Raw genomic sequence first — 24312 nt, 5'->3', positions numbered from 1 at the left:
CCCACCTGCCTCGTCATTACCGGAGAACCACCATGAAACGCTTGCTCGGCATCATCTTCACTGCAAGCAGCATCCTGCTCGCAGGCTGCGCCAGCACCATCACCAGCGACGTCACCGCCTTCCACGCCTGGCCCAACGACCTGCCGGACAAGTCCTATGTCTTCACGCCCACAAAAGATCAGGAAGGCAGCCTCGAATACCGCAATTACGAACAACTGGTGCGCGCCGAGCTGCAGCGCCTGGGCTTCACCGACGCGCCCGGCAGCAAGGCGACGCTCAAGGTGGCGTTCAGCTACGGCATGCAGGCCGGCACCGTGGTGGTGACCCAGCCGGCCTACGATCCGTTCTGGTACGGCCCCGGCTATCCGGGATGGCGCGGACGCCCGTTCGGCCCATGGGGTCCGGGACCGTTCTACGATCCGTTCTGGGGGCCGCCGATGCAGACCACGGCCTTCCCGGTGTTCCAACGCCGTCTGTACCTGGCCATCACGCGCGCCGACAGCGACCGCAAGCTGTATGAAGTCACGGTCGACAGCGAAGGCCGCGAAGCGACGCTGCCGATGGCCATGCCGTACATGGTGCACAGCGCGTTTTCGGAATTCCCGGGGCCCAGCGGCGTCTCGCGCCATGTGGTGCTGAAACTGGACAAGCGTGCGCCTGCAGCCCCCACCTCCACCACTGTCAAACCCGCCGCACCCGCCCAATAAGCAGCGGCGAAAATGAAAATCCCGGTCTTGCCGCCTGAGCAAGACCGGGATTTTTCATGCCCTCTTCCTGATCAGAAAGTCAGGAATACAGCGCTTCACTGCCGAAAGTAATTGCCACGATCAGCAGCACCGCCAGAATCAGCACCACCAGCAGCCGCCCGAACTTGGGCGAGCCGTCGGTGCCGGAGGGCTGCTCATCGGGATGATTCATCGGACTCTTGCCGGGATCGGAGGTAGTCACGACCGGTCCTCAAGGAATCAGGATGGTGGAGCCGGTGGTCTTGCGACCTTCCAGATCGGCGTGCGCCTGGCCGACGTCCTTCAGCGCGTAACGCTGATTGATGTCGATGTTGACCTTCTTGGCTTCCACCATGGCGAACAAGTCGTTGGCGGTGGCGTTGAGCGCCTCGCGCGTGGCGACGTAATTGCCCAGCGACGGACGCGTCAGGAACAGCGAGCCGCGTGAAGCCAGCTCGCTCACGCCGAACGGCGACACCGGACCGGAGGCGCTGCCGAAGCTGACCATCATGCCGCGCGGCGACAGGCAGTCGAGCGAGCCGAGGAAGGTGTCCTTGCCGATCGAGTCGTACACCACCGGCACGCCTTTGCCATCGGTGAGTTCCTTGACGCGCTCAACGAAGTTCTCGGTTTTGTAATTGATCACGTGAGCGCAACCCGCCGCCTTCGCCAACGCGGCTTTCTCATCGGTGCTGACGGTGCCGATCACAGTCACGCCCAGCGCCTTGGCCCATTGCGATGCGATCAGGCCGATGCCGCCGGCGGCGGCGTGCAGCAGGATGGTCTCGCCGCCCTTCAACGGATAGGTCTGGCGCAGCAGGTATTGCACGGTCATGCCTTGCAGCATCATTGCCGCGGCGGTGTCGAAGCTGATCGAATCGGGCAGCTTGACCAGAATGTCGGCGGGCATCACGCGCGCTTCGGCGTAGGCGCCGTTGGGACGACCGGCGTAAGCCACGCGGTCGCCGACCTTGAAGTCGGCAACGCCGGCGCCGACCGCTTCGATGGTGCCGGCACCTTCCTGGCCGAGGCCGCTAGGCAGCGGTTGCGGATACAGGCCGATGCGGAAATAGACGTCGATGAAATTCAAACCGACGGCGGCATGGCGGATGCGGACTTCGCCCGGACCGGGATCGCCGACTTCAACGTCAACGTATTCCATGACTTCGGGTCCGCCGGTCTTGAACATTCTGATTGCTTTTGTCATTTCGGTCTCCTGGATGGCATTGAAAAACTGGGTGTTAAGTCTTTTTACGCGAGAGCAAATAAATCCCCGACAGCACCAGCGCGGTGCCGGTCAACTGAATCGCCGTGATCGGTTCGTCCAGCAGCATGGCGCCGAGGAACAGCGTCGACACCGGCCCCACCAGCCCGGCCTGCGCCGCGCTCGGCGCGCCGATGCGCGACACCGCGACCATCGTCAGGCACACCGGCAGCACCGTGCAGAACACCGCGTTGATCAGCGACAGCTGGTACACCTCGACCGGCTGCACCAGCGCGGAGGCTGGGCGCAGGATGAAGAACTGGATGATGCAGGCCACCGACGACACGCACATGGCGTAGGCCACCAGACGCATGGCGCCGACGCGGCGCACCAGCTCGCCGGAAAAGATCAGGTACAGCGCATAGCTGATCGCCGCGCCCAGCACCAGCACGCTGCCCAGCACCACGTTGTTGCCGCCGGTGTTGATGTCGTGCTGCAGCACCAGCGCGGTGCCGAGGTAAGACACCAGCAGCGCGCCCCACTCGATCAGGCCGACCTTGCGCTTGTAGAAGGTGAAGGAAATCAGCAGCACGAAGGACGGCGTCAGGAACAGGATCAGCCGCTCCAGCCCGGCCGAGATGTATTGCAGCCCAAGGAAATCGAGGAAGCTCGACAGGTAGTAGCCGATCAGGCCAAGGAAGACAATTTTGGCGTAATCGCGCGCGGCCAGCGGCGGCGAGTTGCGCGCCTGCCAGAACGCCAGCACCGCAAACATCGGCAGCGAAAACATCATGCGCAGGCTGATCACCATCACCGCATCGACGTGGTAGCGGTACATCAGCTTGGCGACGATGGCCTTGGCGGAAAAGAAAATGGCGCCGACGACGGCGAGCAGCAGACCGGCCAGATAGGCACGGCGCGGGGAAATGGAGGGGGAAAGCGTGGTGGAAGACATCCCGTGATTGTAAACGCTACGGGCCTGCTCTGCCCGGCGGCGGCCGGGTCATTTCCGGATCAGCCCGGCCGCGCGACCTGCAGCGGCGCAATCAGCGCATCAAGCTCCGCCTGGCCGAACTTGGGCGTCACCGCGCCGTCAGTCCCGAGTACGCCCTCGGCCAGCACCGACTTGCGCTCCTGCAATTCCAGAATGCGTTCTTCGATGCTGCCTTCGATGATGAGCTTGTAGACCAGCACCGCCTGGTCCTGGCCAATGCGGTGGGCGCGGGCGATGGCTTGTTCTTCGACGGCGGGATTCCACCATGGGTCCACCAGGATGACGGTGTCGGCGGCGGTCAGATTGAGGCCGATGCCGCCGGCCTTGAGACTGACCAGCATGATGGGCACGTCCTTGCGCTGGAATTGCGCCACCACCTCGCCGCGCGCCGCCGACGGCGTCTTGCCGGTCAGCGACAGCCAAGGCAATTCCAGCGCATCGAGTTCGGTCTCGATCAGTTCCAGCATTTCGGTGAACTGCGAAAACACCAGCACACGCCGGCCCTCCGCCGCCAGCGACGGCAACATGTCGCGCAGCATCTCGATCTTGGCGCGCTCGATGGTTTTCGGCGTCTTGCCACCCTTGAGCAGGAACGGGTCGCAGCACACCTGGCGCAGCTTGAGCAGCGCATCCATGATGGTCACGTGCGAGCCGGTGAAGCCGCGCCGCTCCAGCGCGCGACGCACCTGCTTGTCGGCGGCGGCGCGCACGCTTTCGTAGAGATCGCGCTGGCGACCCTGCAATTGCAGCAGCTTGATCGCCACGGTCTTGGGCGGCAGCTCGGCGGCGACGTTTTCCTTGCGGCGGCGCAGGATGAACGGCCGCACGCGCTGCGCCAGCAATTGCGCGCGCAGGGTTTCGCCGTTTTCCTCGATCGGCTTGCGCCACAGCCGCGCGAAGGTGGATGCCTCGCCGAGGAAGCCCGGCATCAGGAAATTGAATTGCGCCCACAGCTCACCGAGATGGTTTTCCAACGGCGTGCCGGTCATGCAGACGCGATGGCGCGCACGCAGGCGGCGCACTGCGCTGGCGCTGCGGGCGGCGGTGTTCTTGACGGTCTGCGCCTCGTCGAGGATAAGCAGGTGGAACTGCTGGCGCGCCAGCGCGTCGAGGTCGCGCCACACCAGTGGATAAGTGGTCAGCACGATGTCGAATCCGGCCATGCGCGCAAAGTCGTCCTCGCGCTGCGGCCCTTGCAGGGCCAGCACACGCAGGTCCGGCGCCATGCGCCTGGCTTCGGCCTGCCAGTTGAACACCAGCGAGGTCGGCAACACCACCAGCGCCGGGCAATCAAGCCGGCCGGATTGCTTTTCGATCAGGATGTGCGCCAGCATCTGCGCGGTCTTGCCCAGGCCCATGTCGTCTGCGAGGATACCGGCCAGATGATGCTCTCGCAGATATTGCAGCCAGGCGACGCCGTGGAGCTGATACGGCCGCAAGGTCACTCCCATGCCGGCAGGCGCAACTACCGGCGGCGGCTCGCCGGCAGCGCGCAGGCGCAACGCCAGTTCGCGCAGGCCGACGTCGCTTTGCAGATGGAAGGCGCTGCTGTACGCGGCGCCGTCTTCGCCGAGGCGGCGGCACATGTCGTCAAGGCGGCCGGCGTCCCACGCTGAAATGCGCAGCGCCCCGTCCTTGCGGCGTACGTCGGTCAGCAGGTCGAGCATCGCGGACACGATCACCTTGAGCGGCGCTGCCATTGCATCGACACGCTTGCCGCCCGGCGCGCGCAATGAGATCAGGGAGATATCGTCGATGGCGGCGATCTTCTGGACGTCGGTCCAGCGTGCGTCGCGGCGCAGCAGGTCGGCCAGCATCGGCGTGAGATCGAAGAACTGGCCTTCGATCTCCACGCCCATGGTCAGCAGCCACCAGGCGGCGCGACCAAGGTCAGCAAACCCGCCGAAGTCGCCGATGATTTTGGTGCGGCCCTGATGCAGCGTGCTCGCGACTTCCTTGCCGACCATCGCGCCCGATTCGGGACTGACGATGACGCGCCAGGCCTCGACCGGCACGCTTTCGTGGGCGAAGCCGGGACGCACCACGATGCTCCAGCCTTGCTGCTGCAACTCCGGCACGCGGTCGGCCCAGAAATCGCCGAAATTGTTTTCCAGCAGCAGCGACCACAACTGCGCATGCTGCGTCGCCATGTCCTCCGCGCGCCATTGCAAGGCGTCCGCCGGCAGCGGCAGCAGACCTGCGGCCTGGATCGCTTCGAGCGCATCGGCTTCGGCGTGCAGGTTGCGCCGCATGACGACTTGCCTGCCTTGCGGAGTAAAGAGGAGTTGGGTGGCGGCGGCGCTCTGGTCCATCAGGCTGGCCGGGGCTTCGGTTTCCCAGTACAGGCCGACGCCGGCCTGGTAGGTCCAGTCGACCTGCGCCACCGTGACGTTGCCGCCGCGCGGTCCGAACAGCCCGCCCGGACGCAGCCCGAGCACGCCGTCGCCGCGCGTGAAGGTCTGCAGCGTCAGGCGCGGACGAAAACGCCCGAGCACTTCGCGCTCATCGGGATTGCCGGCTGAGGACTGCGCCTGCGGAACCGCCATCGGTCAGCGCTTCTTGAGCAGCGACCCGAGCACGCCGCGAATGATTTCACGACCGACCTGCGAGCCGATGCTGCGCGCCGCGGACTTGACCATCGCTTCGACGGGCGACTCGCGACGGCTCTTGCCACCGGCGCTGTTGCCGAAGAAGCCGCCGGCGGCGTCCTTGAGCAGGTCGCCAAGGCCGCCTCCGCCGCCCGATGATTCCGGCTCGGTCGGGACTGTAGAAGGCGCACCGGCCGGCGCATTGCCCGGTTGCTGCGCGGCGCGGCCCTTGAGTTTTTCGTAGGCCGATTCGCGGTCGACGGCTTTTTCGTAGACGCCGGCCACCACGGACGAGGCAATGAAGGCCTTGCGCTCGTCGTCGGCGATCGGGCCGATCTGCGAACCCGGCATCAAAATGTAAGCGCGCTCGACGATGTTGGGACGACCCTTTTCGTCGAGGAAGGACACCAGCGCTTCGCCCACGCCGAGTTCGGTGATGGCGGTCGCGGTATTCAATTGCGGATTGGCGCGGAAGGTCTCGGCGGCGGCCTGGACGGCCTTCTGGTCGCGCGGCGTGTAGGCGCGCAAGGCATGCTGCACGCGGTTGCCGAGCTGGCCCAGCACGGTGTCGGGAATATCCAGCGGATTTTGCGTGACGAAGAACACGCCGACGCCCTTGGAGCGAATCAGGCGCACCACCTGCTCGATCTTTTGCAGCAGCGGCTTGGGCGCTTCGTCGAACAACAGGTGCGCCTCGTCGAAGAAGAACACCAGCTTGGGCTTGTCGAGGTCGCCGACTTCGGGCAGGTGCTCGAACAGCTCGGACAGCATCCACAGCAGGAAAGTCGAATACAGCCGCGGCGCGTTGAGCAGCTTGTCGGCGGCAAGAATGTTGATCACCCCTTTGCCCTTGGCGTCGGTCTGCATCCAGTCTTCGATGTTGAGCATGGGCTCGCCGAAGAACTTGTCGCCGCCCTGCTCCTCGATGCCGATCAGGCCGCGCTGGATGGCGCCGATGCTGGCGGCGGAGATGTTGCCGTATTCGGTCTTGAAGGTGGCGGCGTTGTCGCCGACGTGCTGCAGCATGGCGCGCAGATCCTTGGTGTCGAGCAGCAACAGGCCGTTGTCGTCGGCGATCTTGAAGACCAGTTGCAGTACGCCTTCCTGGGTGTCGTTCAGATTGAGCATGCGCGCAATCATCAGCGGCCCCATGTCGGAAATGGTCGCGCGCACCGGATGGCCCTTTTCGCCGAAGACGTCCCAGAAGGTCACCGGCAAGGCTTCCCAGGCCGGCTCATCCATGCCGAGCGAGCTCAGGCGCTCCTTGCCCTTGGCCGACAGCACGCCGGCTTTGGACAGCCCCGACAGGTCGCCCTTGACGTCGGCCATGAACACCGGCACGCCGATGTCCGAGAGCGCCTGCGCCACCACTTGCAGGGTGACCGTCTTGCCGGTGCCGGTGGCGCCGGTGATGCAACCGTGGCGGTTGACCAGATTGGGCAGCAGGGCCAGTTCCTGAGTCTGATTTTTGGCGATGAAAAGTGGCTTGATCATGATAGAAAATCAATAAGAGAGAAGGCCGGTGATGGGCTTGGAGGTCGGGCGATATGGTAAAATCCTCGGTCGATTATAACTAGAACCCCCTTCGTCAATTCGCGATATTCACGCGAAGTTCAGGCAGAGTCCGCCGAATTTCGCGCCCATCCGGACGGAGCGCGTTCCATCAAGGCAGGAAAGATTCATCATGGCTGGACACAGCAAATGGGCCAATATTCAGCATCGTAAAGGCCGTCAGGACGAAAAGCGCGGCAAGATCTGGACGCGCCTCATCAAGGAAATCACCGTGGCGGCCCGCATGGGCGGCGGCGACGTGGACGCCAACCCGCGCCTGCGCCTGGCCGTCGACAAGGCCGCCGACGCCAACATGCCCAAGGACAACGTCACCCGCGCCATCCAGCGCGGCAACGGCACCCTGGACGGCGTCAACTACGAAGAAGTCCGCTACGAGGGCTACGGCATCAACGGCGCCGCCATCATCGTCGACTGCATGACCGACAACCGCATCCGCACCGTGGCCGACGTGCGCCACGCGTTTTCCAAATACGGCGGCAACATGGGCACCGAAGGTTCGGTGTCGTTCATGTTCAAGCACTGCGGCCAGTTGCTGTACGCGCCCGGCGTGAGCGAAGACGCCATCATGGAAGCCGCGCTCGAAGCCGGCGCCGATGACGTCCTCACCGACGACGAAGGCGGCATCGAAGTGTTGACGCCGCCGCACGACTTCAGCGCCGTCAAGGCCGCGATGGAAAAAGCCGGCTTCAAGGCCGAGATGGCCGAAATCATCATGAAGCCCGCGACCGAAACCGTCTTCACCGGCGACGACGCCGTCAAGATGCAAAAACTGCTGGATGCACTGGAAAACCTCGACGACGTGCAAGAGATTTACAGCAACGCCGTTATTGAAAATTAAAGCCGCCGGCCAACCATTCTTACCTAGTCCCTATCATGAAAATTCTCGTTGTTGGCTCCGGTGGTCGTGAACACGCACTGGCCTGGAAAATCGCTCAATCGCCGCGCATCCAAACCGTCTACGTTGCCCCGGGCAACGGCGGCACCGCGCTCGACGAGCGCCTGCAGAACGTGGCGATCACCGATCTGAACGAACTCGCCGACTTCGTCGAAAAAGAACACGTCGCGCTGACCGTGGTCGGTCCGGAAGTCCCGCTGGCCGCCGGCATCGTCAACCTTTTCCGCGCCCGTGGCCTGAAGATCTTCGGCCCCACCAAGGAAGCCGCGCAACTGGAAAGCTCGAAGGATTTCTCCAAGTCCTTCATGAAGCGCCATGCGATCCCGACCGCTGAATACCAGACCTTCTCCGACGTCAAGGCGGCCCATGACTACGTCGACCAGAAGGGCGCACCGATCGTCATCAAGGCCGACGGTCTGGCCGCCGGCAAGGGTGTGGTCGTTGCGCTGACATTGGAAGAAGCGCACGGCGCGGTCGACATGATGCTGTCGGACAACAAGCTCGGCGACGCCGGCGCGCGCGTCGTGATCGAAGAATTCCTGGCCGGCGAAGAAGCCAGCTTCATCGTCATGGTGGACGGCAAGAACATTCTGCCGCTGGCCACCAGCCAGGACCACAAACGCCTGCAAGACAACGACCAGGGTCCGAACACCGGCGGCATGGGTGCGTACTCCCCTGCCCCGATCGTGACGCCGGCGCTGCACGCGCGCGTGATGCGCGAAATCATCGTGCCGACCGTGCAAGGCATGGCCAAGGACGGCATCCCGTTCTCCGGCTTCCTGTATGCCGGCCTGATGATCGACGACAAGGGCAATCCGAAGACGCTGGAATTCAACTGCCGCATGGGCGATCCCGAGACACAGCCGATCATGGCGCGCCTCAAGACCGACCTGCTGGCCGTGATGGAACATGCCGTCAACGGCACGCTCGACACCATCGAACTGGAATGGGACCGCCGCACCGCGCTGGGCGTGGTGATGGCTGCCGCCGGCTATCCGGATGCGCCGCGCAAGGGCGACCTGATCACCGACATTCCGGCGGAAACCGACGATTGCGTCACCTTCCATGCAGGCACCACCTTGACCGGCGACAAGCTGACCACTTCGGGCGGCCGCGTGCTGTGCGTGGTCGGTCTGGGCGACAGCGTCAAGGTAGCGCAGAAACAGGCCTACGCCGTCACCGACCTGATCCATTTCGAAGGCGCGCAACTGCGCCGCGACATCGGCTGGCGCGCGATCAAGCGCTGATTACGGCATCCGGAATCGTGAAAAACCTCGCAAACTTTGGGTTTTGCGAGGTTTTTTGCTTTGAAACTGCCCGTTTTTCATAAAATAGCTAAAAATCTGCAACAAAAACGGCCCGTAAGCACCTAATCCCGGTCAACAACGCATTCAACACAGGAAAACCGCATGCAACAACACCTGCTCAACCTCGACAACCTGATTAATCTCTATCTGGTGCCGTTCGGCCTCAAGGTCCTGGCGGCGCTGGTCATCTGGTTCGTCGGCGGCATGCTGATCGGCACCTTCGCCAAGGTGGTGCGGCGCGTGCTGACCGCGCGCCAGCTCGAACCAACACTGGTGAACTACGCCATTTCGGCGATCCACGTGGTCTTGCGCGTACTTCTGGTGATGGGCATCCTGGAAGTGTGCGGCGTGCCTACCACCTCGTTCGCGGCCATGATCGGCGCGGTCGGTGTGGCGCTGGGCGTGGCCTGGTCGGGCCTGCTGTCGAATTTCGCGGCCGGCATCTTCCTGGTGGTGCTGCGTCCGTTCAAGGTCGGCGACTACATCACGGCGGCGGGCCAGACCGGCACCGTCACTGACATTGGCCTGGTCACCACGACCATGCTGACCGACAACAATCTGCGTGTGATCATCGGCAACAACAAGTTGTTCTCCGACATCATCACCAATTACAACGTCCAGCCGACCCGACGTGTCGACTTGCGCTGCCAGATCGCCTATGGCGTCGATCCGGCCGAGGCCATCACGCGCCTGAGTACAAAAGTGGCGCAGATCCCGAATGTGCTGGTCGATCCGGCGCCAGCCGTGGTGATCCAGGAATTCAACACCACCGGCACCCTGCTGGCAGTGCGCCTGTTCGCCCCGACACCGAATTTCGGCCAGGTCTACAACGACACCAACCGCGCCATCGCGCAAACCTGCGCAGAAGCGGGTTGGCCGGCGCCTGCCACATATCAGGTCAGTGTTGCCAATCCGAATCCGTCTGAGCCGGCGGCATCCGTCCCGCCAAGCGCCACCTAAACCCACCAAAAGCCTGCTCCGAAGCCGCCTAAACGGCTTCGGGCTACCCGCTGACGGCTCCGTCAGGGTACAATCGCGGGGGTAATTTTTCTTGCGTGCACCAAGAGCGCCTTTGCGGCTGCCCCCCACGCCCCCTAGCAGCGACGATACTCCGTGACAGCAACCGCCACCGCCTCAACCATTAAAGCCTATCTGCAAGACCTCCAGCAACGCATTGTCGCGGCGCTGGAAGGAGTTGACGGCAAATCCTTCCTCACCGATTCCTGGGAACGCCCTGAAGGCGGCGGCGGGACTTCGCGCATCATCGAAGAAGGCAATGTATTTGAACGCGGCGGCGTCGGTTTTTCGCACGTGATGGGCAAGAACCTGCCTCCCTCAGCGGCGGCCAACCGTCCGGAAATCGCCGGTCGCGAATGGGAAGCCATGGGCGTGTCGCTGGTGCTGCATCCGCGCAATCCCTATGCGCCGACGGTGCACATGAATGTGCGCTTCTTCGTCGCCAAAGCGGACGGCCAGAACCAGGAGCCGGTCTGGTGGTTCGGCGGCGGCATGGACCTGACGCCGTATTACGGCTTCGCGGAAGACGCGACCCATTTCCACCGCAGCTGCCGCGATGCGCTGGCGCCGTTCGGTAACGAACTGCATCCGCGCTTCAAGAAGTGGTGCGACGACTATTTTTACCTGAAGCATCGCAAGGAAGCGCGCGGCGTCGGCGGGATTTTCTTTGATGATTTCAACGCGCTGCCGCTGGACGACAGTTTTGCGCTGATGCGCAGCGTCGGCGACAGCTTTATCGGCGCCTACCTGCCGATCCTGGAGCAGCGCAAGGACACGCCTTACGGCGAACGTGAACGGGATTTCCAAGCCTATCGACGCGGACGTTATGTCGAGTTCAACCTGGTGTTCGACCGCGGCACGCTGTTCGGCCTGCAATCGGGCGGACGCACCGAATCGATCCTGATGTCGATGCCGCCGGTGGTGAAGTGGCGCTATAACTGGCAGCCGCAAGACGGCAGCCCGGAAGCGCAGCTGTACAGCGACTTCCTGCCGCACAAGGAATGGATTTGATGGTCACAGCCCCCTTGCCCGTGCAAGCCACGCGCTGTATCGCCATTCTGGGCGGCAGCTTCGATCCCGTGCACAACGGCCACGTCGCGCTGGGCGATCATTTCGTCGAGCTGCTGCAGCCGGACGAGCTGCGCGTGATTCCGGCCGGCAACCCGTGGCAGAAGCACGGTTTGCAGGCGACGGCGGCGCAACGCGTGGAAATGGTCGGACTGGCGTTCAGCCATGAACACGTTCCTGTGGTGATTGACCAACAGGAAATTCGCCGCACGACGGCAACTTACACCATCGATACCTTGCAGGCCTTGCGCGCCGAGCTCGGTCCCGAGGTCTCCATCGTTTTCCTGATGGGCGCAGACCAATTGCAGCATCTGGATACCTGGCAAGGCTGGCAACAGCTGTTCGATTACGCCCACCTGTGCGCCGCTTCGCGCCCGGGCTTCGGTATCGACGCTGCGCAGGTGCCGGATATTGTCATGCAGGAATTTACACGCCGTGCCGGCACTGAAAAGGAAATACGCACCACCTCGCACGGCAAAGCCTATCTGGCATCCAGTCTCGACGTCGACATTTCATCGACCGAGATCCGTTCCTTGCTGCAACGCGGCGAAAGACCGGAGTCGCTGATCCCGGCGAGGGTGCTAGACTATATCGAACAACATCATCTCTATCAAAACTAATGGATATCAAAAAACTGCAAACCGCCGTCGTCGACGCGCTGGAAGACGTCAAAGCTCAGGACATCAAGATCTATGACACCACTCACCTGACCAGCCTGTTCGACCGCGTGGCGATCGCCTCCGGCACTTCGAACCGCCAGACCAAGGCGCTGGCCGCTTCGGTGCGCGACAAGGTCAAGGCCAAGGGCGGCAATGTCGTCAGCGTCGAAGGCGAAGACACCGGCGAATGGGTGCTGGTCGATCTGGGCGACATGATCGTCCATATCATGCAGCCGGCCATCCGCGCCTACTACCGCCTGGAAGAAATCTGGGGCGACAAGGAAGTGAAGATGGGTGCTGCCAAGCGCGTCGCCTCCAGCGCCGCCGCCAAGAAGGCATCCGAAGACGAAAAGCCGGCCAAGATCCGCCGCACCCGCGAGCAAGCCGAAGCGGTTGAAGCCAGCCAGGCCATCGACGACGACGCACCGAAGAAACCGGCACGCAAGCCGCGCGCCACCTCGGTCACCACCGACGCCAAGCCGGCGCCGAAGACCACTCGTGCGCCACGCGCCTCGACCACGCTCAGCGCAGCCAAGAACAAGGCTGCCGCCGGCACCGGCACGGCGGTAAAGCGCAAGGCCCCGGCTAAAAAAGCAGTCGGCACCACCGTCAAGGTCGCCATGCCGAAAAGCGCCGTGGCGTCGAAGAAAGCGGCCGCGGCCAAGCGTCCGGCACGTCCAAAAGCCAAGGCCTGACCCCGGTAGTGTGAGCCATGCAGCTCATCATTGCCGCCGTCGGCCACAAAATGCCGGGCTGGATCGAATCGGGATTTAATGAATACGCCAAGCGGATGCCGGCCGAATGCCGGGTCCTGTTGAAAGAAATCAAACCGATCGAACGCTCCGGCAGCAGGACCGCAGAAACCGTGATGTCGCAGGAACGCAGCAAAATCGAAGCAGCGCTGCCGAAAGGCGCGCGCGTCGTGGCGCTGGACGAGCACGGCAAGGACATCACCTCGATGCAGCTGTCGCAGTTGCTGGTGCAATGGCAGCAGGACGGCCGCGACGTCGCCTTCGTCATCGGCGGCGCCGACGGGCTCGATCCAGGCCTCAAGGCCAATGCCGACATGCTGGTGCGCATCTCCAGCCTGACGCTGCCGCACGGCATGGTGCGCGTGCTGCTGGCGGAACAGTTGTACCGCGCCTGGTCGATTACGCAGAATCATCCGTATCACCGCGTATAGGAAACCGATCAGGTAAGAAAAACAAGCAAGCACAACGCCTTCAACGATTCGAAGATGTTGTACGGATAAATACTGAGAAGTGTTGCTTCATGAAACTTGCTGACAAAAAAATCTACCTCGCCTCCAAGAGTCCCCGCCGGCGCGAACTGCTGCGCCAGATCGGCATCGATTTCGAATTGCTGCTCAACGACAAGGAAGTCGACGAGCAAGTTCTGCCGAACGAGAAGCCGGCCGACTACGTCGCCCGCGTCACCCGCGACAAACTCCTCAGCGCACGCCAGACCATGCTGTACCGGCAATTGCCGATGCGCCCCATCCTGTCGGCCGACACCACCGTGGTGGTGGACGACCTGATCCTTGGCAAACCGGTCGATGTCAGGGAAGCCGTCGAGATGATCACGCGCCTGTCCGGCCGCACGCACCAGGTGCTGACCAGCGTCGCGGTGGCCTTCCAGGAACAGATGTGGCAGATCACGCAATATTCCGACGTCGCCTTCGAAGCGCTGACCGACGACATGATCCGCGCCTACTGCTCGACCCAGGAGCCGTTCGACAAGGCCGGCGGCTACGGCATCCAAGGCCTGGCGTCAGTGTTCATCAAGGACATCGCCGGCAGTCATTCCGGCATCATGGGCCTGCCGCTGTTCGAGACCGCGCAATTGCTGCAGAAGACCGGCATGCGCATCTTGCCGCAAGCCACATTGTGAGCTGCAGCGGACGGCTTCCCTATCCGTCCGGGCCAGCCCTTTCCAGCATTCACCATTTTTAGGGTCACCAGACCATGAACGAAGACATCCTGATCAACATCACGCCGCAGGAGACGCGCGTGGCGCTCATCCTGCAAGGCGCGGTGCAAGAGCTGCACATCGAGCGCACGCTGTCGCGCGGCTTGGCCGGCAACGTCTACCTCGGCAAAGTCGTGCGCGTGCTGCCCGGCATGCAATCGGCCTTCATCGACATTGGCCTCGAGCGCGCCGCCTTCCTGCATGTCGCCGACATCTGGGAAGCCAAGCCGCATGATGGACAGCACGGCCAGCATGGCCAGAGCACGCCGCAGGTCCCGATCGAAAAACTGCTGTTCGACGGCCAGACCATCACTGTGCAGGTGATCAAGGATCCGATCGGCACCAAGGGCGCGCGCCTGTCGACGCAGATCTCGATTGCCGGCCGCATGCTGGTCTACCTGCCGCAGGACAAGCACATCGGCATTTCGCAGCGCATCGAGAACGAAGCCGAACGCGAACTGCTGCGCAGCAAAGTGCAGAGCCTGCTGCCGCCGGAAGAAAAAGGCGGCTTCATCATCCGCACCATGGCCGAAGACGCCTCCGACGCCGACCTGCAGATGGATGTCGAATACCTGCGCAAGACCTGGGCCAGCATCATTGCCCAGACCAAGACCAAACCCGCGCCGACGCTGATGTACCAGGACCTGAGCCTGGCCCAGCGCGTGCTGCGCGATTTCGTCAGCGACGACACCTCGAACATCCAGGTCGACTCGCGCGAGAACTTCCAGATGCTGCAGGAGTTCGGCACGCTCTACACGCCATCGGTGCTGCCCAAGCTGATGCACTACCGCGGCGAACGCCCGCTGTTCGACCTGTACGGCGTGGAAGAAGAAATCGAACGCGCGCTGGGACGCCGCGTCGACCTCAAGTCGGGCGGCTACCTGATCGTCGACCAGACCGAAGCGATGACCACCATCGACGTCAATACCGGCAGCTTCGTCAACGGCCGCAACTTCGACGACACCATCTTCAAGACCAACCTGGAAGCCGCGCACGCGATCGCACGCCAGCTGCGCTTGCGCAATCTGGGCGGCATCATCATCCTCGACTTCATCGACATGGAAAACCTCGAGCACCGCAGCGCCGTGCTCTTGGAACTGAACAAGGCGTTGCACCGCGACCGCACCAAGATTTCGGTGTCCAATTTTTCAGCTCTGGGGCTGGTGGAAATGACCCGCAAGCGCACGCGCGAATCGCTGGCGCACATCCTGTGCGAGACCTGCCCGGCCTGCAAAGGCAAGGGCCAGGTCAAGACCTCGCGTACGGTCTGCTACGAAATCCTGCGCGAGGTGCTGCGCGAAGCCAAGCAGTTCAACCCACGCGAATTCCGCATCCTTGCCGCACAGGTGGTGGTCGACATGTTCCTCGAAGAAGAATCGCAACACCTGGCCATGCTCGGCGATTTCATCAAGAAGCCGATTTCATTGCAGGTGCAGACCGATTATCAGCAGGAGCAGTACGACATCATCCTGATGTAAGAGGCGTGCCAGAAGGATGGCCCGAATCAGGCGTGGAATGGCCGATAACAACACATGACAGCGGTTGTTCCTGCGCTCATCCTTGCCCATAATCAGCGTCGTTGCGGAGATCCTCGATCTCACCTCCGCACCTTGATTATGTCCAGACAGCGCCGCCATGATGCCATCCGTTACTGTAGCCTCCTCTCTTCCCGATCTTCTTTCCCCCGGTCTCGACGTCGTCTTCTGCGGCATCAATCCGGGCCTGCGCGCAGCAGCGAGCGGGCACCATTTCATGGGCAGGAGCAATCGTTTCTGGAAGACCGTGCATCTGTCCGGTTTCACGCCCGGGCTCATCGATCCGCTTGACGATCGCAACATTCTGGATCATCGCTGCGGCCTGACGACAGTGGTCGAGCGGCCGACTGCGCGGGCCGATGAGTTGGTGCGAGATGAGTTCATTCGTTCCGCCGAAACACTGCGCAAGAAGATCGAACAGATCAGACCGAAGTGCCTGGCGTTCTTGGGCAAGCCTGCGTATCAGGCCATTACGGGACAGCCCAAAGTCGGTTGGGGAAAACAGTCGGAAAGGTTCGGCGGCACGATGGTGTGGCTCTTGCCGAATCCCAGCGGACTGAATCGCGGATTCAGCCAGGAGATGCTGGTGCAGGCTTACCGGGAGTTGCGCGAGGAACTTGCGAAGAGCGAGCGGCAAACAGCAGCCTGCGCGATTGCCTAGCCCTTGCCGAAGCGCCGCTTGATCGGCGACGCGCTCGACACCACCATCATCAGGCGCGCAGTCTTGGCGCCGATGTTGCGCCCCATGTGCGGCTTTTCGCAGTTGAAATGCAGGCAATCGCCGCGCTCCAGAATCAGCACGTCGTCGCCGATATGGAATTCCAGTTTACCGTCGAGCATGTACAGCACCTCTTCGCCTTCATGCGACACCAGCACCGGCTGGGCTTCCTGGTTGGCGGGAAATTCCAGTTCGAACGCCGCCAGCTGCTGCCCCGGCAAGTCGCCGCAGGAGCGATGGAAGGTATACCCGGCCGCCGACAACGGCGCCTCGTCGTTGCGCGCCTTGGCCTTGGACAGGACATAGTCGGGCGGCGGCGGCACTGTTTCGGTGGACGTCTGGAACAGGTCCTGCAGAGACAAGCCGAGGTACTTCGATATCGAGATCAGGTTGGCGATCGAGGCGCTGGCTTCACCGCGCTCCAGCTTTGACAGGAAGCCGGTGGAGAGCGCCGTCTCGTCGCTCAGGACTTGCAAGGTGATGTTCTTCGCACGCCGGCATTCGCGGATGCGGCTGCCGATCTGTATCGCTACAAGTTCTGGATTATCCATGCTTTTTTTGGTGAGAGACGCAGGCCTGCGCCTGTTTCCGGCATTGTACCCGTCCTCATGCGCAGCAAAGACAAACGGCCGCATGCGTCCATGCGACCGTTTTTACCGCAGCTGAGTACGGGGATTTTTTTCCGCTCAGATGTCCGTGCGCTCCAAGGCGACTTCAATGCGTTTTTTCATGTTGAAGCGCTTGTCGTAGATCGGCCGGCCGCCCGTGGTCGGACCCGGATACTGCACGATGAGAATCACGCCGCCATGCTCCGTATGCAATTCTTCTTCGCAATGCGGGTCACCGTGGCACAGCATGGTGCCGGGCGTGCACACCCTGCCGCCGATGGTGAACTCGCCCTCGAGGATGTACCAGACCTGGGCGAAATCGTGGCGATGCCACGGATGATGCGCACCCGGCGCCAGCCGCAGCAGGCCGGCGTTCGGCGCCGTCGGATTTTCTTCACTCGGGTGGAACAGCATCTTGCCGGTTTCGCCAGGCCAGCGAATGGTTTCCCATTCCATCTCGTCGACGTGCCGTACCTGCGGCGGCGGATCTTTCTGTTCGGATTTTTTTGCAACTTCAGACATCGTCATCTCCTTGGTTAATTCGGATTAATGCGGATCATTTCTTGACCAGCGGGCAATCGCTCTGTGCCAGCGGCTTGAAGATCTTGTCGCCCGGGATGGTGGAAAGCACCTTGTAGTAATCCCATGGCGCTTTCGATTCCGACGGTTTCTTGACCTCGACCAGGAACATGTCGTGCACCATCTGGCCGTCTTCACGCAAATGGCCGTTTTGCGCAAACATGTCGTCGACCGGCAGCTCGCGCATCTTCTTCATGACCTCGGCGGCGTTGTCGGTGTTGGCCGCCTTGACCGCCTTGAGGTAATGCAGCACGGAGGAATACACGCCCGCCTGGGTCATGGTCGGCATGGCCTTGCGGCGCTGGTAGAAGCGCTTGGCCCACTCGCGCGTACGCTCGTTGCGATCCCAGTAGAACGCCGTGATGAAACGCAAACCCTGCGCCGCCTTGAGACCCATGCCGTGGATATCGGTCAGGAACACCGCCGGCGCCGCCAGCGCCTGGTTGGTCGTGACCCCGAACTCGCCGGCCTGCTTGATTGCCGTCGTCATGTCGGCGCCGGCGCTGGCCAGGCCGATGATCTTGGCTTTGGAGGCCTGCGCCTGCAGCAGGAAGGAGCTCATGTCGGAGGCATTGAGCGGATGGCGCGCCTCGCCGACCACGGTGCCGCCGGCGGCCTTGATCGCCGCCTTCATGTCGCTCGCGAAGGCATGGCCGAACGCATAATCGACCGTTAGCAGGAACCAGGTGTTGTAGCCTTGCTCGGTCAGTACCTTGGCCAGGCCGTAGCCGTTGGTGTAACTGTTGTAGACCCATTGCGCCGAGGTCGCGGTGCACGACTTGCCGGTGAAATCGGACGACGCCGCCGCGATCATGGCGATCTTGCCGCGCTCGGCGGCCAGCCCCTGCACCGAGAACGCCACCGACGAATTCGAGAAGTCGGCGATCATGTCGACGCCATCCTTGTCGAACCAGCCGCGCGCGATCACCGCGCCGACGTCGGCCTTGTTCTGGTGGTTGCCCGACACCAGCTCGATCTTTTTGCCGGCGACCGTGCCGCCCATTTCCTCGATGGCCATCTTGGCCGCCTCGACCGAGCCCAATCCGGCCAGGTCGGCGTACAAACCCGACTGATCGTTGAGGATGCCGATCTTCACCACGTCGCCGGAAAAAACACCGGGCGCCGCATGGGCGCCGGCGAAGGCGCACGCCAGCAACGCGGCCAGTCCGGTGCGCTTCAATCCCGTCGTCCAGCGGCGAGCTTGCCGCCACCGGCGCGGCTGTACCGCCGTTTGCATCTGTGTATCCATGTCTCTCGTCTCCTGTTTTATTGTCTTGCCTGCATTGTTTTGTGTGATGCCGTGTTTACTATAGTGCAAATATTTTATTCATACAATGAACAATTTTAATTTTCTTTTTGCATGAAACATGACGCCAAAAGGACGAAACGACAGCCGCCGGACGCGCAGAAGAGCAGCGCCACGGAAGTGCGCAGGAGGAGTACTACAGAGGAAAGAAAAGAGAGGAAGAAAGGACGGAAGAAAAACAGCGCGTTGAAACTCAGCGCTCCATCAATGCATTGATGCCGTCCTTGATTTCTTCCAGCAAGGCATACGCCAGCCGCGACGGCGGACGCGCCTTGGGAAAGATGGCCCAGACGTTGACCATGATCTGCGGCCGGAACGGCACGATGACCACCGCCGGATCGTGGCGCAAGGTGCTGGCGGAGAACCAGTCCACCACCGTCACGCCGGCACCGGCGCGCACCAGCAGGCAGGCGGTTTCCGAATAGCGTACTTCGACCGCCGCGCGGTGCGGCACGCCCGCGTGGCTGAAGGCCGCGCGCACCATCGGACTCAGGCGCGCCGAGCTTTCCAGTGCGATCAGCGGATGCGCACGCAGGTCTTCCGGCGAGATGGTCGCCTTGCCCGCCAGCGCGTGGCCGGCGGGCAGCACGCAGACCATTTCGATGTCGGTCATCAGCACCATCTTGAGGCTGTCGCTGAGCTCAGGCTCGAGCGCGATCGCCAGGCCGAAATCGGCGGCCTGGGCGTCGACGCTCTCGATCACCTTGTGCGAATCGATGACGTCGCACAAGACCTTGACCTTGGGCCGCTCGACCAGGAAGCGCTGGATCGCGCCGGGCAGCACAGTGTGGCCGAGCTGCGGCGTGGCCGTCACGCGGATGCGGCCGACACGATTCTCCTTGAGATCTTCGGCGACGTCGTCAAGCTTGCGCGAAAACAGGAACATCGCATCCGACTCGGTCAGCAGCACCTTGGCCTCTTCGCGCGCGACCAGGCGGTTACCGACGCGGTTGAACAATTCGAAGCCGAGTTCTTCTTCCAGCTGGCGGATGGCGTTGCTGACCGCCGGCTGCGAAATGCCCAGGGTGCGCGCGGCGCCGACGGTGCTCTGGCTGGCCATGACGGCGCGGAAGATGCTCAACAGGCGCAAATTCATAATAACCAAACCTAATAGAAAGTGGATAAATATTAATAGTTGACTATTATATCCATGCCCCTAAAATTGGTCCCGGAACGATCACAAATCAATCCGCAGTGGATCCGTAATCAAGCCGAATACACCGCAGCTGCTCCGCTTTGCCTGCCGGCGATGGCCATCGCCGACATGTCGTCAATGTCATCGATCGTCACTTCGTCATCCATCGCCAATCCAAAGGGGAGCGCCATGCATCCGGCAACCACACACGAAGACAGCCACCACGATGCTGTCCTGATGAAAAAACTGATGTGGAAGATCATTCCCTTCCTCATGCTGCTGTACTTCATCGCCTTTCTCGACCGCGTCAACATTTCCTTCGCCTCGCTGCAGATGAACGCCGACCTCGGCCTGTCCAGCATCGCTTACGGCTTCGGCGCCAGCATGTTCTTCATCGGTTATTTCTTCTTTGAAGTGCCGAGCAATCTGATCCTTGCCAAGGTCGGCGCGCGCGTCTGGATCGCCCGCATCATGATCACCTGGGGCATCGTGTCGCTGTGCATGGCCTTCGTCAGCGGCGAAAAGAGTTTCTACGTGCTGCGCTTCCTGCTGGGCGCCTCGGAAGCCGGCTTCTTCCCCGGCATCATGGTGTACATCGGCCGCTGGTTCCCGACCAGCTACCGGGCCCGCGTCACCGGCATCTTCATGGTGGCGATTCCGCTGTCCGGCCTGATCGGCAGCCCGATCTCGGGCATCATCCTGGACGGCATGAACGGCGTGGCCGGACTGCGCGGCTGGCAATGGATGTTCATCATCGAAGCCGTCCCCGCCCTGCTGCTGGGCCTGGCCTGTCTGCGCATGCTGGCCGATCGCCCGTCCGAAGTGACATGGCTCAGCGCCGACGAAAAGCAACGACTGGAACTGATCATGACGCGTGAACGCCAGGCGCTGGACGCCGGCGGCCATTACAAACTGTCGGCGGCGTTCACCAATCCGGCGGTGCTGCTGCTCGCCGGGACGCTGTTCTGCATCGTGTTCGGCACCACCGGCATCGCCTTCTTCCTGCCGCAGATCATCAAGAGCTTCGGCTACACCGACAGCGTGGTCGGTTACCTGAGCGCCGTGCCTTACCTGTTCGGCGCGCTGGCGATGGTGTTCTGGGGCCGCCATTCGGACGCCAAGCGTGAACGCGTATGGCATCTGATCGGTTCGTTCGCGCTGGCCGCGATCGGCTTCCTGGTGCTGTCGCGCATGCTGGATGTACACGCCGCAGCGATGTGCGGACTGATCATTGCGGCCATGGGCGTGTACGCTTCCAACGTGGTGCTGTGGAGCCTGCCAACCTCGCTGCTGACCGGCGCCACCGCAGCGGCGGCGGTGGCCTTCATCAATTCGCTGGCCAACCTGTCCGGCGTGATTGCACCGAGCCTCCTGGGCTGGAGCCGCCAGACCACGGGCAGCTTCGCCGCCACCGGCTATATCTTCTTCGGCTTCATGGCCTGCGGCATCGTGCTGATGCTGATATTCCGCACCACCAAGCTGTACCGTTCGAGCCGTATCTCCGCCGCGGACGCTTCAACCGACAACACCAATACCAATGATGGAAAACTGCATGCACAGACAACTGGCCGCTGAACCGATCAGCGCGGAACGCTTCGCCGCTTTCGGCGAACTGCTGGAGAACAAGAGCGACCTGCGCCGGCAAGATTTCAGCCTGCAATTCGCCGGCGACAACCGGCCGCAACTGTGGGTCAATCGACTGCCGCAGGTGACCGATCCGGTGGTGCTGGTGGACATGATGGAAAGCCATCCGTATTCGGCGCAGACCTTCGTGCCGATGCAAGCGGGCCGTTGCCTGGTGGTGGTGGCGCCCGGCGGCGCCGACGGCCGGCCCGACCTGGGCGCCCTGCGCGCCTTCCTGACGCAGGGCGGCCAGGGCGTGAGCTACCGGCCCAACGTGTGGCACTATACTTTTACCTCGGTGGACTGCCCCAACGAAGTGGTCGTGATGATGGGCCACACGGGCCGCGGCGACGACACCGTGATCGCGCATCTGGAACAACCGGTCGAGGTCACCATCGCCGATATTGTCACTGCGACCCCGCAAGGAGATCATCATGTCTGACGCAGGTTCCGATCAGCACTCCCATCTGGCGCGCGACTTCGTCGGCTACGGCGAACATCCGCCGCACGCGCGCTGGCCCGGCAACGCCAGGCTGGCGCTGAACATCGTCATCAATTACGAAGAAGGTTCGGAAATGTCCTTCGACGATGGCGACGGCGTCACCGAAACCGGCCTGATCGAAGGTGGCTCGGGCGGCTTCGAGGGACGCGACCTGGCGGCCGAATCGATGTACGAATACGGCAGCCGCGTCGGCATCTGGCGCGTGCTGCGCCTGCTGCAGGCGCGCGCCATGCCGGCCACGGTGTTCGCCACGGCGCTGGCGCTGGAACGCAATCCGGCGGTGGCGCGCGCGATCCGCACAGCCGGTTACGACGTCTGCAGCCATGGCCGACGCTGGGTGCGCGCCCAGCAATTCACGCCCGCACAGGAAGCCGAAGAAATCCGCGCCGCTTACGACTCCATTACGCGCAGCATCGGCACGCCGCCGCTGGGCTGGTATTGCCGCTATGCGCCGACGCTCGACACGCGCCGGCTGCTGGCCGAACACGGCGGTTTCCTGTACGACGCCGACGCCTACAACGACGAGTTGCCGTACTGGGTGCGCGTGCAGCAGCGCGACCATCTGGTGATCCCCTACAGCCTGGCCAACAACGACGGCAAATTCAGCCGCGGCTCGATGACCACGGCCAACGACTTTTTCGAGTTCCTGCGCGACAGCTTCGACATGCTTTACCAAGAAGGCGCGACTGCGCCGAAGATGATGTCGGTCGGCCTGCACCTGCGCCTGATCGGCCATCCGGGCCGGGCCGTCGGCTTGGCGCGTTTCCTCGACTACGTCGCCGCGCACAAGGATGTCTGGGTCTGCCGTCGCGCCGACATCGCCGCACACTGGAAAGCCGTTCATCCGCCACAACCATGACCCTGCCGCTCTGGAATTGCAGTGCGTCCGAACTGCACGCGCGCGTGCTGGCGGGCGCCTGCAGCGTTGAGCAGATCGTCGCCGCCACGCTTGAACGCATCGCGCAGCGCGAGCCGGATATCCATGCCTGGAGCTGGCTCGACGCCGAGGGCGCGCTCGCGGCAGCACGCAAACAAGACCATGACGGCGCGCGCGGCTCTTTATCGGGCGTGATCGTCGGCCTCAAGGACATCATCGACACCGCCGACATGCCGACCGCCTATGGCGCGGCGCTCTACCGCGATCATCGTCCGGCGCGCGACGCCGCGCTGGTGACGCGCCTGCGCCGGGCCGGCGCAATCATTCTCGGCAAGACCGTCACCACCGAATTCGCTTATGCCGCGCCCGGACCGACGCGCAATCCGCATGACACGGCGCATACGCCGGGAGGATCGTCGAGCGGCTCGGCGGCGGCCGTTGCGGCCGGCATGGCCGGCCTTGCCATCAGCTCGCAAACCGGCGGCTCCACCATCCGTCCTGCGGCGTTTTGCGGGGTGGTCGGGTTCAAACCCACGCACGGGCTGATCGACAGCAGCGGCATGAAAGCGCTGGCGCCGTCCAGCGACACCGTGGGATTGCACGCGCGCAGCGTCGCCGATATTGCGCTGGCGTTCGACGTGCTGGCCGACGGCGCAGCGCCTTCGTCGGTCGGCACGCCGATCCGCATCGCCTGGTTTCCCGGCCCCCATGCCGCTGCGGCGTCATCCGCTGCCGTCGCCGCACTGGGACAGGTACGGCATGTGCTGGAGCAGTACGGCATGCTGTTTGCCATGCCCGACATTGCGCCCGCCGATGTGGCCGCGCTGGGTGAATGCAACAGCCTGATCATGGCGGTCGAAGGCGCGCACTCGCTTGAACCTGAATACCGCCTGCACCGCGAACGGCTGGCCACGCCCACGCAACGCCTGATCGAGACCGGTCGCGCCGTGCCGGCGGAGCGCTATCGTGAAGCCCTTGAATTCGTTGAACGGCATCGCATCATTTTTGACGCCGCCATGACAAACGGCGGTTTCGACGCCCTGCTCAGCTTCAGCGCCCCCGGCGTTGCGCCGCCGGCCGCCGACGGCACCGGCAACTCGCTGTTCAATCGCCCCTGGAGCATGCTGGGCACACCCTGCCTGAGCCTGCCTTGCGGCTTTTCCGCAGGACTGCCGCTGGCCGTGCAACTGGTGGCGCGCCGCGGCGCCGACCTGGCGCTGCTGACGCTGGGCAGCGAGATAGAACGATGGTTGGCGCAGGATCAGTCCATCACGGGTTGAAACGCCACCTCAAGGCAAATAATTGCCTTTAATGCAACACCCCTCCCCTCCCCGCTTTACATGCCCCGCCGGTCAATTCGGCCTGCCGTTGCATTACAATGTGCGGTTTCTCCGGTTTGCGGCCTGAACAGGTCCATACGGGTGAAATCAGG

24 protein-coding genes are annotated in these 24312 nt (G+C 62.9%); 15 read left to right on the top strand and 9 right to left on the bottom strand.

Features of this window, described 5'->3' with window-relative positions; all coding sequences use genetic code 11:
- Positions 1–32: 32 nt before the first annotated feature.
- Entirely contained in the window at positions 33–707 is a 675-nt protein-coding gene (locus ACIROY_RS09050; RefSeq protein ID WP_402341259.1) for a DUF4136 domain-containing protein, read from the top strand.
- A 79-nt stretch (positions 708–786) separates the two neighbouring features.
- Here ACIROY_RS09050 and ACIROY_RS09045 read toward each other — a convergent pair whose 3' ends face one another.
- Genes ACIROY_RS09045 through ACIROY_RS09025 form a run of 5 tightly spaced genes read right to left on the bottom strand, consistent with a single transcriptional unit; the run spans position 787 to position 7005 of the window.
- On the bottom strand, positions 787–948 hold the full coding sequence (locus ACIROY_RS09045) for a hypothetical protein (protein ID WP_158559763.1): 162 nt from the start codon (positions 946–948) through the stop codon (positions 787–789).
- Positions 949–957: 9 nt separating this feature from the next.
- The gene (locus ACIROY_RS09040) at positions 958–1932 is read right to left on the bottom strand and encodes a quinone oxidoreductase family protein (RefSeq protein WP_402341257.1); all 975 of its coding nucleotides are present in this window, start codon (positions 1930–1932) and stop codon (positions 958–960) included.
- A gap of 34 nt (positions 1933–1966) precedes the next feature.
- The gene (locus ACIROY_RS09035) at positions 1967–2884 is read right to left on the bottom strand and encodes a DMT family transporter (RefSeq protein ID WP_402274676.1); all 918 of its coding nucleotides are present in this window, start codon (positions 2882–2884) and stop codon (positions 1967–1969) included.
- A 59-nt stretch (positions 2885–2943) separates the two neighbouring features.
- On the bottom strand, positions 2944–5469 hold the full coding sequence (locus ACIROY_RS09030) for a DEAD/DEAH box helicase (protein ID WP_402341255.1): 2526 nt from the start codon (positions 5467–5469) through the stop codon (positions 2944–2946).
- A gap of 3 nt (positions 5470–5472) precedes the next feature.
- Positions 5473–7005: a helicase HerA-like C-terminal domain-containing protein gene (locus ACIROY_RS09025; protein ID WP_402341253.1), complete on the bottom strand. Its 1533-nt coding sequence runs from the start codon at positions 7003–7005 to the stop codon at positions 5473–5475.
- Between the two features lie 190 nt (positions 7006–7195).
- Between ACIROY_RS09025 and ACIROY_RS09020 the strand changes: the two genes are divergently transcribed.
- From ACIROY_RS09020 to mug, 10 genes are all read left to right on the top strand, one after another.
- On the top strand, positions 7196–7921 hold the full coding sequence (locus tag ACIROY_RS09020) for a YebC/PmpR family DNA-binding transcriptional regulator (protein WP_402274668.1): 726 nt from the start codon (positions 7196–7198) through the stop codon (positions 7919–7921).
- A 35-nt stretch (positions 7922–7956) separates the two neighbouring features.
- On the top strand, positions 7957–9225 hold the full coding sequence (gene purD, locus ACIROY_RS09015) for a phosphoribosylamine--glycine ligase (protein WP_402274666.1): 1269 nt from the start codon (positions 7957–7959) through the stop codon (positions 9223–9225).
- Between the two features lie 162 nt (positions 9226–9387).
- Complete coding sequence (locus ACIROY_RS09010) at positions 9388–10245, top strand: mechanosensitive ion channel family protein (RefSeq protein ID WP_402274663.1); 858 nt, start codon at positions 9388–9390, stop codon at positions 10243–10245.
- A 153-nt stretch (positions 10246–10398) separates the two neighbouring features.
- Positions 10399–11313, top strand: a complete 915-nt coding sequence (gene hemF, locus ACIROY_RS09005) for an oxygen-dependent coproporphyrinogen oxidase (protein WP_116436779.1) — start codon at positions 10399–10401, stop codon at positions 11311–11313.
- Entirely contained in the window at positions 11313–11990 is a 678-nt protein-coding gene (locus ACIROY_RS09000) for a nicotinate-nucleotide adenylyltransferase (protein WP_402274659.1), read from the top strand. Before hemF ends, ACIROY_RS09000 begins: the two co-directional genes overlap by 1 nt.
- Positions 11990–12724: a ribosome silencing factor gene (gene rsfS, locus ACIROY_RS08995; protein ID WP_402341251.1), complete on the top strand. Its 735-nt coding sequence runs from the start codon at positions 11990–11992 to the stop codon at positions 12722–12724. Before ACIROY_RS09000 ends, rsfS begins: the two co-directional genes overlap by 1 nt.
- Positions 12725–12741: 17 nt before the next feature.
- A complete protein-coding gene (gene rlmH, locus ACIROY_RS08990; RefSeq protein ID WP_402274655.1) occupies positions 12742–13212 on the top strand; it encodes a 23S rRNA (pseudouridine(1915)-N(3))-methyltransferase RlmH in 471 nt (156 codons plus the stop codon).
- Between the two features lie 89 nt (positions 13213–13301).
- Positions 13302–13919: a Maf family protein gene (locus ACIROY_RS08985; protein WP_402341249.1), complete on the top strand. Its 618-nt coding sequence runs from the start codon at positions 13302–13304 to the stop codon at positions 13917–13919.
- Positions 13920–13993: 74 nt separating this feature from the next.
- Positions 13994–15475 (top strand): ribonuclease G, encoded by a 1482-nt coding sequence (gene rng / locus ACIROY_RS08980; protein ID WP_402341248.1) that lies wholly within the window; start codon positions 13994–13996, stop codon positions 15473–15475.
- A gap of 160 nt (positions 15476–15635) precedes the next feature.
- Complete coding sequence (gene mug / locus ACIROY_RS08975) at positions 15636–16193, top strand: G/U mismatch-specific DNA glycosylase (protein WP_402274974.1); 558 nt, start codon at positions 15636–15638, stop codon at positions 16191–16193.
- Here mug and ACIROY_RS08970 read toward each other — a convergent pair.
- From ACIROY_RS08970 to ACIROY_RS08955, 4 genes are all read right to left on the bottom strand, one after another.
- Positions 16190–16801, bottom strand: a complete 612-nt coding sequence (locus ACIROY_RS08970) for a helix-turn-helix domain-containing protein (RefSeq protein ID WP_402274649.1) — start codon at positions 16799–16801, stop codon at positions 16190–16192. The genes mug and ACIROY_RS08970 overlap by 4 nt on opposite strands.
- Before the next feature lie 135 nt (positions 16802–16936).
- Positions 16937–17380 carry a cupin domain-containing protein gene (locus tag ACIROY_RS08965; protein WP_402274646.1) on the bottom strand — a complete coding sequence of 148 codons (444 nt, stop codon included), beginning with the start codon at positions 17378–17380 and terminating at the stop codon, positions 16937–16939.
- 34 nt (positions 17381–17414) lie between these two features.
- Positions 17415–18686, bottom strand: a complete 1272-nt coding sequence (locus ACIROY_RS08960; protein WP_402341246.1) for an ABC transporter substrate-binding protein — start codon at positions 18684–18686, stop codon at positions 17415–17417.
- 250 nt (positions 18687–18936) lie between these two features.
- Positions 18937–19839, bottom strand: coding sequence for a LysR family transcriptional regulator (locus ACIROY_RS08955; protein ID WP_402274644.1), 903 nt, complete (start codon positions 19837–19839; stop codon positions 18937–18939).
- 228 nt (positions 19840–20067) lie between these two features.
- Between ACIROY_RS08955 and ACIROY_RS08950 the strand changes: the two genes are divergently transcribed.
- The 4 genes from ACIROY_RS08950 to ACIROY_RS08935 are packed head-to-tail and all read left to right on the top strand — an operon-like array spanning position 20068 to position 24160.
- A complete protein-coding gene (locus ACIROY_RS08950) occupies positions 20068–21453 on the top strand; it encodes an MFS transporter (protein WP_402274642.1) in 1386 nt (461 codons plus the stop codon).
- Positions 21431–21943, top strand: a complete 513-nt coding sequence (locus ACIROY_RS08945; RefSeq protein ID WP_402341244.1) for an ureidoglycolate lyase — start codon at positions 21431–21433, stop codon at positions 21941–21943. The genes ACIROY_RS08950 and ACIROY_RS08945 overlap by 23 nt, the downstream gene beginning before the upstream one ends.
- Entirely contained in the window at positions 21936–22862 is a 927-nt protein-coding gene (locus ACIROY_RS08940) for an allantoinase PuuE (RefSeq protein WP_402274637.1), read from the top strand. The genes ACIROY_RS08945 and ACIROY_RS08940 overlap by 8 nt, the downstream gene beginning before the upstream one ends.
- The gene (locus tag ACIROY_RS08935) at positions 22859–24160 is read left to right on the top strand and encodes an amidase (protein ID WP_402341242.1); all 1302 of its coding nucleotides are present in this window, start codon (positions 22859–22861) and stop codon (positions 24158–24160) included. The genes ACIROY_RS08940 and ACIROY_RS08935 overlap by 4 nt, the downstream gene beginning before the upstream one ends.
- Positions 24161–24312: the final 152 nt, after the last annotated feature.

The sequence above is a fragment of the Herbaspirillum sp. NPDC101396 genome (assembly GCF_044767365.1).
GTDB lineage: Bacteria > Pseudomonadota > Gammaproteobacteria > Burkholderiales > Burkholderiaceae_D > Herbaspirillum.
The sequence above is the reverse complement of the archived record's forward strand: the minus strand, read 5'-3'. Positions and strand labels throughout refer to the sequence as shown.

Coding starts and splice junctions, on each gene's coding strand:
- ACIROY_RS09050 (WP_402341259.1), top strand. CDS start 33: ATGAAACGCTTGCTCGGCATCATCTTCACTGCAAGCAGCATCCTGCTC.
- ACIROY_RS09040 (WP_402341257.1), bottom strand. CDS start 1,932: ATGACAAAAGCAATCAGAATGTTCAAGACCGGCGGACCCGAAGTCATG.
- ACIROY_RS09035 (WP_402274676.1), bottom strand. CDS start 2,884: ATGTCTTCCACCACGCTTTCCCCCTCCATTTCCCCGCGCCGTGCCTAT.
- ACIROY_RS09030 (WP_402341255.1), bottom strand. CDS start 5,469: ATGGCGGTTCCGCAGGCGCAGTCCTCAGCCGGCAATCCCGATGAGCGC.
- ACIROY_RS09025 (WP_402341253.1), bottom strand. CDS start 7,005: ATGATCAAGCCACTTTTCATCGCCAAAAATCAGACTCAGGAACTGGCC.
- ACIROY_RS09020 (WP_402274668.1), top strand. CDS start 7,196: ATGGCTGGACACAGCAAATGGGCCAATATTCAGCATCGTAAAGGCCGT.
- purD (WP_402274666.1), top strand. CDS start 7,957: ATGAAAATTCTCGTTGTTGGCTCCGGTGGTCGTGAACACGCACTGGCC.
- ACIROY_RS09010 (WP_402274663.1), top strand. CDS start 9,388: ATGCAACAACACCTGCTCAACCTCGACAACCTGATTAATCTCTATCTG.
- ACIROY_RS09000 (WP_402274659.1), top strand. CDS start 11,313: ATGGTCACAGCCCCCTTGCCCGTGCAAGCCACGCGCTGTATCGCCATT.
- rsfS (WP_402341251.1), top strand. CDS start 11,990: ATGGATATCAAAAAACTGCAAACCGCCGTCGTCGACGCGCTGGAAGAC.
- rlmH (WP_402274655.1), top strand. CDS start 12,742: ATGCAGCTCATCATTGCCGCCGTCGGCCACAAAATGCCGGGCTGGATC.
- ACIROY_RS08985 (WP_402341249.1), top strand. CDS start 13,302: ATGAAACTTGCTGACAAAAAAATCTACCTCGCCTCCAAGAGTCCCCGC.
- rng (WP_402341248.1), top strand. CDS start 13,994: ATGAACGAAGACATCCTGATCAACATCACGCCGCAGGAGACGCGCGTG.
- mug (WP_402274974.1), top strand. CDS start 15,636: ATGCCATCCGTTACTGTAGCCTCCTCTCTTCCCGATCTTCTTTCCCCC.
- ACIROY_RS08970 (WP_402274649.1), bottom strand. CDS start 16,801: ATGGATAATCCAGAACTTGTAGCGATACAGATCGGCAGCCGCATCCGC.
- ACIROY_RS08965 (WP_402274646.1), bottom strand. CDS start 17,380: ATGTCTGAAGTTGCAAAAAAATCCGAACAGAAAGATCCGCCGCCGCAG.
- ACIROY_RS08960 (WP_402341246.1), bottom strand. CDS start 18,686: ATGGATACACAGATGCAAACGGCGGTACAGCCGCGCCGGTGGCGGCAA.
- ACIROY_RS08955 (WP_402274644.1), bottom strand. CDS start 19,839: ATGAATTTGCGCCTGTTGAGCATCTTCCGCGCCGTCATGGCCAGCCAG.
- ACIROY_RS08950 (WP_402274642.1), top strand. CDS start 20,068: ATGCATCCGGCAACCACACACGAAGACAGCCACCACGATGCTGTCCTG.
- ACIROY_RS08945 (WP_402341244.1), top strand. CDS start 21,431: ATGCACAGACAACTGGCCGCTGAACCGATCAGCGCGGAACGCTTCGCC.
- ACIROY_RS08940 (WP_402274637.1), top strand. CDS start 21,936: ATGTCTGACGCAGGTTCCGATCAGCACTCCCATCTGGCGCGCGACTTC.
- ACIROY_RS08935 (WP_402341242.1), top strand. CDS start 22,859: ATGACCCTGCCGCTCTGGAATTGCAGTGCGTCCGAACTGCACGCGCGC.